The organism is Massilia sp. TWR1-2-2 (assembly GCF_049897565.1).
Lineage (GTDB): Bacteria > Pseudomonadota > Gammaproteobacteria > Burkholderiales > Burkholderiaceae_D > JAFCUW01.
Genome location: NZ_JAFCWM010000059.1, coordinates 1 through 7,709, shown reverse-complemented (window position 1 = coordinate 7,709; position 7,709 = coordinate 1). Strand labels below are relative to the sequence as shown.

At 66.1% G+C, this 7,709-nt stretch carries 8 protein-coding genes and 3 tRNA genes; 8 read left to right on the top strand and 3 right to left on the bottom strand.

Annotated features, from left to right (window positions below; all coding sequences use genetic code 11):
* The 4 genes from ACP7DD_RS25710 to ACP7DD_RS25695 all read left to right on the top strand — a co-directional run.
* The coding region (locus ACP7DD_RS25710) for a J domain-containing protein (protein WP_426178136.1) at positions 1-726 on the top strand (726 nt) is incomplete at its 5' end.
* Between the two features lie 125 nt (positions 727-851).
* Positions 852-1,883, top strand: a complete 1,032-nt coding sequence (locus tag ACP7DD_RS25705; RefSeq protein ID WP_426178135.1) for a DUF3369 domain-containing protein — start codon at positions 852-854, stop codon at positions 1,881-1,883.
* Between the two features lie 174 nt (positions 1,884-2,057).
* Positions 2,058-3,689 carry a response regulator gene (locus ACP7DD_RS25700; RefSeq protein WP_426178134.1) on the top strand — a complete coding sequence of 544 codons (1,632 nt, stop codon included), beginning with the start codon at positions 2,058-2,060 and terminating at the stop codon, positions 3,687-3,689.
* 46 nt (positions 3,690-3,735) lie between these two features.
* Positions 3,736-5,277, top strand: coding sequence for an HDOD domain-containing protein (locus ACP7DD_RS25695; RefSeq protein WP_426178132.1), 1,542 nt, complete (start codon positions 3,736-3,738; stop codon positions 5,275-5,277).
* Positions 5,278-5,344: 67 nt separating this feature from the next.
* Here ACP7DD_RS25695 and ACP7DD_RS25690 read toward each other — a convergent pair whose 3' ends face one another.
* From ACP7DD_RS25690 to ACP7DD_RS25680, 3 genes are read right to left on the bottom strand one after another with little or no spacing between them, the layout of a single operon-like run.
* Entirely contained in the window at positions 5,345-5,710 is a 366-nt protein-coding gene (locus ACP7DD_RS25690) for an EAL domain-containing protein (protein WP_426178130.1), read from the bottom strand.
* Positions 5,676-5,843: an EAL domain-containing protein gene (locus ACP7DD_RS25685; protein ID WP_426178129.1), complete on the bottom strand. Its 168-nt coding sequence runs from the start codon at positions 5,841-5,843 to the stop codon at positions 5,676-5,678. Before ACP7DD_RS25685 ends, ACP7DD_RS25690 begins: the two co-directional genes overlap by 35 nt.
* Positions 5,834-6,793 (bottom strand): diguanylate cyclase domain-containing protein, encoded by a 960-nt coding sequence (locus ACP7DD_RS25680; RefSeq protein WP_426178127.1) that lies wholly within the window; start codon positions 6,791-6,793, stop codon positions 5,834-5,836. The genes ACP7DD_RS25685 and ACP7DD_RS25680 overlap by 10 nt, the downstream gene beginning before the upstream one ends.
* A 303-nt stretch (positions 6,794-7,096) precedes the next feature.
* On the opposite strand from ACP7DD_RS25680, the gene ACP7DD_RS25675 reads away from it, so the two are divergent.
* From ACP7DD_RS25675 to ACP7DD_RS25660, 4 genes are all read left to right on the top strand, one after another.
* Positions 7,097-7,181, top strand: a tRNA-Tyr gene (locus tag ACP7DD_RS25675).
* Between the two features lie 55 nt (positions 7,182-7,236).
* Positions 7,237-7,310, top strand: a tRNA-Gly gene (locus ACP7DD_RS25670).
* A 38-nt stretch (positions 7,311-7,348) separates the two neighbouring features.
* Positions 7,349-7,423: transfer RNA gene (locus ACP7DD_RS25665), tRNA-Thr, on the top strand.
* A gap of 86 nt (positions 7,424-7,509) precedes the next feature.
* On the top strand, positions 7,510-7,709 hold a 200-nt coding region (locus ACP7DD_RS25660; RefSeq protein WP_233171119.1), incomplete at its 3' end, for a GTP-binding protein.

Sequence of the window (7,709 nt, the reverse complement as noted above, 5' to 3'; positions counted from 1 at the left end):
CCCCCCGCCGCCCACCGGGCGGGCGGGGGCCCCCGGGCGCTGGCGGGGGCGCCCCCGCGGGCCGCCGCGCGGGCGCCGTTGGGGCGCCGCCGCGACCCGAAGTGGTGGCTGGCGCTGGGCGCCTGCTTCGCCGCCGGTTGCGCGGTCGGCCTGCTGGCGGTGGACCAGCCGCGCGTGCTGCCGGCGGCGCTGGCCTCGGTGCTGGGCACCACGGCGGTGCCGCGCGTGCAGCCGCAGCTGGTGCCGGAGTCGGCCACCGATCCGGCCATCGACAGCTGGGCGGTCGGCAAGGCTTACCTGCCCGACAACCAGGCGGCGCGCCCGCCCGACATCAAGGCGCTGGCGGTAACCCAGCTGATCGTGCCGGCGCACGCGCCCGATTGCGACTCCGATCTGCAATCGCTGGTGGCGCCCAACGGCGAAAGCTGGCCGGTCGGATCGGGCTACGTCGACGGCTACCTGGTCGGCAACCAGGGCGAGGAGATGCAGATAAAGGTCGATAACTCGGCCAATCCGTCGGCGGTGTTCGTCAAGCTGTACGACCTCGATCGGCGCGCCAACGTGCGCCATGCGTACGTGCTGGCGCACGCGACGCTGGCGATCGACCGGCTGGCGGCCGGCAAATACGAGGTGCGCTACCAGAACGTCGACGCCGGCGCCGGCAAGGCCGACTGCGCCGCGCGCGTCAGGGCGCCGGCCGGGCCGGCTCCGGCCGCCGCGCCGTAGCACCGCTTCCGGTCGGCCGGCGCCTCAGCTTGCATGGAGCGCCGAAAGACTGGACGCGCGCGCCGCTTTGGATATATTCTAGGCTTGTGATTTTGGCAGCGTTGCGCCTCCCGACAGGAGCCTGGATGGATAACACAGACGACGACGACTGGCTGATCGACGATGACGATGCCGTCATGTCGGCCGCCAGCGCCGCACATGCCGCCGGCGCGCTGCCGCCTTGGCGGGTTCTGGTGGTCGACGACGACGCCGACGTCCATGCGGTGACCCGGCTGGCGCTGCGCAACGTCGCCTTCAAGGACCGCGAGCTCGAACTGTTCTCGGCCCACAGCGCCGCCGAAGGCTTCACGCTGTTGCGCGACACCGCCGACATCGCGCTAGTGCTGCTCGACGTGGTGATGGAAACCGAAGACGCCGGCCTGGTGCTGGCGCGCCGCATCCGCGAGGATCTGGGCAACCACACCGTGCGCGTGGTGCTGCGCACCGGCCAGCCCGGCCAGGCGCCGGAGCAGCGCGTGATCATCGATTACGACATCCATGACTACAAGGCAAAGACCGAACTGACCACCCAGCGGCTGTTTACCGCCGTGATCTCGGCACTGCGCGCCTACGACACGCTGACCACGCTCGAGCGCAGCCGCGATGCGCTGTCGCGCGTGCTGGCCTGCTCCGGCCACCTGTACCAGGCGGTGTACCACGGCGGCTCGCTGCGCGAATTCGCCACCGGTGTGCTCGGCCAGGCCACCGCCGTGCTCGGCGTCGGCGCCGATGCCATGCTGTGCGTGGTGCAGGCCGACGGCGGCGAACTGGCGGTGCTGGCCGCCAGCGGCGCTTTTGCCGACCTGGCCGGCCTGGCGCTGCTGCCGGCGGGCCATCCACTGCGCCCGGCCTTCCAGCGCGCCCTGGCGCAGCGCAGCAGCCAGTACGACGACGACGCCACCGTGCTGCTGGTGCCGACCGAACAACAGCGGCGCGCCTGCGTCGCGTTCATCCCGCCGCTGCCGGTGGCGCCGATCCAGCGCGACCTGCTCGAGCTGTTCGGCCAGCGCGTTGCCGGCGCGTTCGATAACCATTATCTTGTCGCCCAGCTGCGCGCGCTGCGGCAAAGCGCCGAGGCGCCGCCGCCGCCGCCGCCGGGTACCTTTCCAGCCCATTGAGCGGGTCGGCGCGGTCGATTTGTCGCGCCGAGCCGTCAAAAGCGGGCTGTATCACCGCCGCCATGGCTGATTTAACTTTTTTCCGAGTTTGCCGTTATATACTCCAAGCATAAGGCGTGCCCAAGCAGCGCGCCAGTGGCTTGGACGCCAATGGCATTACAGGAAAAACAACTGATGAATGAACTAGACGGACTCTCCGCACTGATTATCGAGCCGCATGCGGGCATGCGCGCCAGCATCCACAACATGCTCAACCTGTGCGGCCTGACCAAGATCGACCACGCCGGCAGTTCGAACAATGCCATCAAGCACCTCGGCCTGAAGACGTTCGACCTGATCCTGTGCGAGTACGACCTCGATGGCGGCCAGGACGGCCAGCAGCTGCTCGAAGACCTGCGCCACCACAAGCTGATCACGCTGTCGACGATGTTCTTCATGGTCACCGCCGAAGGCAATTACGGCAAGGTGGTCAGCGCCGCCGAACTGGCGCCGACCGATTACATCCTCAAGCCGTTCACCGCCGACCGCCTGCTCGAGCGGATCGGCCGCGCGCTGGAGCGGCGCAACGTGTTCATGCCGGTCTATCAATTCATGGAAAGCGGTAACCAGCGCGACGCCATCAGCGCCTGCATCGACGGCATGAAGGCGCACCCGCGTTACGCCGTCGACTTCCTGCGCCTGCGCGCCGAGCTGCACATGTTCCTCGGCGAGCCGGCCGAAGCAGAGCCGATTTACCAGCAGCTGTTCGAGTCGAAGGCGATCGCCTGGGCCAGGCTCGGACTGGCCAAGACGCTGTTCATGCGCGAGCGCTTCGACGAAGCGAAGGACATGCTCGAGGGCCTGGTCGAGAGCAACAAGAAATTCGTCGACGCCTACGACTGGCTGTCGAAGACCCATTCGGCCATCGGCGCGCTGGAAAAGTCGCAGGCGGTGCTGGCCGAGGCGGTGGCGGTGTCGCCGCACGCGGTGCGGCGCTTGCGCAAGCTGGGCGAGCTGGCGCTCGAAACGGGCGACACCGAAACGGCCGAAAAAGTGCTCAAGCAGGTCGTCAGCAAGGCCAAGTATTCAGAATTCCGCGACCCGGAAGACCATGTGAAGCTGGTGCAGACGCTGGTGCGCAAGGGCGATCCGGTGCAGGCCGCGGCGGTCATCCGCGACCTCGACAAGTCGATGGGCGGGCAGAAGAACACCAGCGTGTGCAGCGCGATCTCGTCGGCCATGGTGCATGAATACACCGGCAACGAAGTCCGCCTGAACGAGTCGCTGGCGGCGGCGCTGGCCGCCTGCAAGGCTGCGCCGGGGCTGTCGGCCGACATGAAGATGGAACTGGCCCGCAACTGCCTGCAGAACAACATGGAAGACGGCGCGGCCGACGTCATGCGCGACGTCATGCGCAACGCCTCCAACAACGCCGCCATGGCCAAGGCAATGAGCGTGTTCGAAAAGGCCGGCCGCGGCGACCTGGCCGCCAGCACCGCGCAGGAAAGTCGCCAGCAGGTCGTCGACATGGTCGCCGCCGGCGCCAACAAGGCAAAAGAAGGCGACTACAAAGGCGCGGTGGCGCTGATGGTCGAAGCGGTCAACAAGCTGCCGGACAATCCGCAGGTCGCGTTCAACGCCGCCGTCGCGGTGCTCAAGTGCCTCGAAAACCTCGGCTGGGAAGAGCGCCTCGGACAGTATGCGGTGACGCTGATCGACAGCGTGCGCCGGCTCGACCCGATCAATCCGAAGCTGCCCGCACTGGCCGGCCTGCACCAGCAGATCCTCAAAAAATACGACAAGGGTCCGCGCGTGAAGAAGGCCTGACGGGCCCGATGCGGCCATTCGACCCAAGAAGAATACGGAAACAGTAATGGCAGTTGACTCCAATCCGCCCAGTGCCAACGAGACGCGCCGCGTGCGCGCCGCGCTACTGCAAAAAGTCTGCGGCGACGAAGACATGTTCGCGCTCGGCACGTCGGTGGCGCGGGTGGTGCAGATGGCGTCCTCGGACGACAAGGGCACCCACGACCTGGCGTACTACGTGCTGTCGGACGTGGCGCTGACCCAGCGCATCCTGCGCCTGTCGAACACGCCCACTTACCGCACCGCGTCGGGCACTTCGGTGACGACCATTTCGCGCGCCATTTCGCTGCTCGGCTTCGACAACGTCAAGACCACGGCGCTGGCGATGCTGCTGGTCGACGCGCTGTCGAACAGCGCGCATGCGCAAAGCGTGCGACTCGAGCTGGAGAACGCCTTGTGCGCCAGCCTGGTCGGACGCGAAATGGCGCGCACCAGTTCCTACCAGGGCGCCGAGGAGGCGTCGATCGCGGCGCTGTTCAAAAATCTTGGGTCGCTGCTGGTCGCCTCGCACGAGCATGCGCGCTACCGCGAGATCAGCGCGCTGGCCGCCGGCGGCAAGCACACCGTCGGCCAGGCCTCGCAGATGATCCTCGGGTGCAGCTACGACGCGCTGACCGAGGCGGTGCTGGCCGAGTGGAAGATCCCTGATTCGATCGTGCGTTCGCTCGCGCCGCTGCCGTCCGGGATCCAGAAGCCGGCCGCCAGCCGCGGCGAATGGATGCGCCAGGTCGCGTCGTTCAGCATGGAGGTGTCGAAGTTGCTGGCGCGCTCGGTGAACCCGGCGGCGACGCCCGATGCGCGCTCGCTGCTGACCCGTTACGGCGTCGCCCTCAATCTCGACGCCGACCAGATGGAAGACATGTTCGCGTCGGTGCAGGCGCACATGACGGGCCTGTTGCAGAGCATGAACATGCAGCCGCAGCCGCGCATCGAGGAGGCGCCGATGGGCGAAGGATTGCCCAACGTGCTGCTGCTGGCGACGATGGACGCCGGCGAAACCGCTGAAGACACCTTTTACCCGAGCGGCAAGCCGCACAACGCGCGCGAGCTGCTGCTGGCCGGGGTGCAGGACGTGACGCAGATGCGCGCCGGCGGCGACGCCAAGCTCAATGACGTGATCCTGGCGGTGCTCGAGACGCTGTACCGAAGCATGGGCTTTCGCTTCGCCACGGTGTGCCTGAAGGACCCGCGCAGCGGCCAGTTCCGCGCGCGCGTGGCGTTCGGCGAAGACCACCAGCGGCGCCAGGCCGGCTTCGTGTTCCCGATGGCGCCGACGCGCGACCTGTTCCACCTGGCGATGGAAAACGACGCCGACCTGATGATCGCCGATGCCGGCAGCAGCAAGATCCGCGACCTGCTGCCGATCTGGCACCGCAACCTGCTGCCGGACGCCCGCAGCTTCATCGTGCTGCCGCTGGTGGTGGGCAAAGTGCAGCTCGGCCTGTTCTATGCCGACCGCATCCATCCGGCGCCGGAGGGCGTGCCGCCGGACGAGACGTCGCTGATCAAGGCGCTCAAAGGCCAGGTGCTGGTCGCGCTGTCGCCATAGGGTCGGGTCTGACATTCGGACATTTCAAGAAGACGAAATGTCCGAATGTCAGACCTGACCCTGGCTTTTAACCGCTGGCTCCAAAATCAAACGCCGCGGTCCGGCCCCAAGCCGTCGCCATGAACTCGCGGAACTGCGCCGGCGGCATCGGCCGCGCGAACAGGTAGCCTTGCGCTTCGTCGCACACGTGCAGCCGCAAAAAATTGCGCTGCGCAGCCGTCTCCACGCCTTCGGCCAGCACCGTCAGCCCCATCGCGTGCGCCATGCCGATGGTGGCGGTGACGATGGCCGCGTCGTTCGGATCGGTCTCGATGTCGGTCACAAAACCGCGGTCGATCTTGATGCGGTCGATCGCAAACAGCTTCAGGTACGACAGCGACGAGTAGCCGGTGCCGAAGTCATCGATGGCGACGTTGATGCCGCGCTCGCGCAATGCCGAGCGCGATAATCAGGCCCGACTCCTCAGCCACCGGAATGATGCGCTCGGGCCCCGTCAGGCCCAGCTCGGGATGGTCCCAGCGCAGCAGCGCCTCGGCGCTCACCACGCGTCCGCTGACTAGCGACACCTGCGGCGCAGGTACAGTTCGAACTGCTGCTGGCCAAGCGCGACCCAGATGCGGTTTTCCATCAGCAGCCGCTCGTGGGTAGCGACATTCGTCGCCGGCGAATAGAACTGGAAGTTGCCGCGGCCATGGCTCCTGGCGACGTATATCGCGGTGTCGGCATGGCGCAGCAGCGTGGCGGCGTTGGCCGCGTCGTCGGGGAACACGGCGATGCCGCCGCTGGCGCCGCTGTACATGGTCTGGCTGGAGAAGTGGTACGGCGCCGACAGCGACTGCACGATGCGGATCGCCACCGCGCTGACCAGCTCGGGCGTCAACGCGCCGGCCATCACGACGATGAATTCGTCGCCGCCGAGACGGGCGATGATGTCGACGTCGCGCAGCAGTTCGCGCAGCCGCTGCGCCACCTCGACGAGCAGCAGGTCGCCGGTCAGCACGCTCCAGCTTTGCCAGCTTCGCTGGGCGCTCTGGTAGGCGTCGTCGGGCGCCAAGTGCAGTTCGTAGCGGCGCCCGCCGAATGCGAGCTCGCCGCGGTAGCGCGGCCCGTTCGCGTGCGCGCCGATGGTGTCGGTCATGGTGACCGGACTGGCGCGCTCGGTGATGTCGGCAAAGGCGACCAGGAAGTGCTTGAAGCCCGACTGCGCGACGGCGCGCCCGACATACGCGTTGGCCCGAAGCTCCAGGTTCAGCACGCCCGTCGGCTCGGTGTCCAGGCCCGCCACGCGCTGCAGCAGGTGCACGCCGAGTGTGCCGGTCTGGTTCAGCCTGACCGGCGCGCTGGCGGCCGGCCGGCCGCTGCGCAGCGTCGCCGCCAGCGCCGCGCCGCGCAGCGGCTCGGACATGAAGTCGCACCCCAGCAGCACCTCGCCGCTGGCCGGCTGGATCAGCAGCACCGGGTAGTAGTCGGAGCGCGGCGCGGCGCGGCGGACGCCGTCGTCGGCGACGTTGAGCACCTCGAAGTGGCGGCCGAAATAGGTGCCTCGAATGCCTTGCGCCGCGCGCCGGAAGGAGGGTGCAATGTAAAGCCCTCCAGAATGCAATGTAGCTTTAGAGCCACAAAATTACGCTGCGGGGATCGACGCCCGTTGCGAATAATTCTAGACGAAATTGCGGCCGATTCACCTGGCCTTGCACTGTTGCCGCAGGTGCGGTTACAATCACGCCCCGAAGCAAGTTCGTCGCCGATTCCGCGGAATGTATCCCGCAAAATTAGTTGACAGTGTTGTGTGCTTGCTTCATACTCTGCGGTTCCTCGCGGAGGGGTGGCCGAGTGGTTAAAGGCGACAGACTGTAAATCTGTTCTCTATGAGTACGCTGGTTCGAATCCAGCCCCCTCCACCAAGATGTTGCAAGGAAGTTGTGGCGGTACAGTGAAGAAGAGTTCAGGCGTTACCTCGCGGGTGTAGCTCAATGGTAGAGCAGAAGCCTTCCAAGCTTACGACGAGGGTTCGATTCCCTTCACCCGCTCCAGTAGTCTTGCAATGCATGTAGCACATCGCGATACATTAGCCCTTTTAGCTCAGTGGTAGAGCACTCCCTTGGTAAGGGAGAGGCCACGTGTTCAATCCACGTAAAGGGCACCAGAATTCAGTAGTACGCAGGTCGCAGTAAATTCAAAGACAAGTCAGGCGAGTGCCTGGGCAATTCTCAAAATCGTTAGGAGTCTAAAATGGCAAAAGGTAAATTCGAACGGACCAAGCCGCACGTCAACGTCGGCACCATCGGTCACGTTGATCACGGCAAGACGACCCTGACGGCTGCGATCGCGACCGTTCTGTCGAAGAAATTCGGCGGCGAAGCAAAAGCATACGACCAGATCGATGCGGCACCAGAAGAAAAAGCGCGCGGCATCACCATCAACACCGCGCA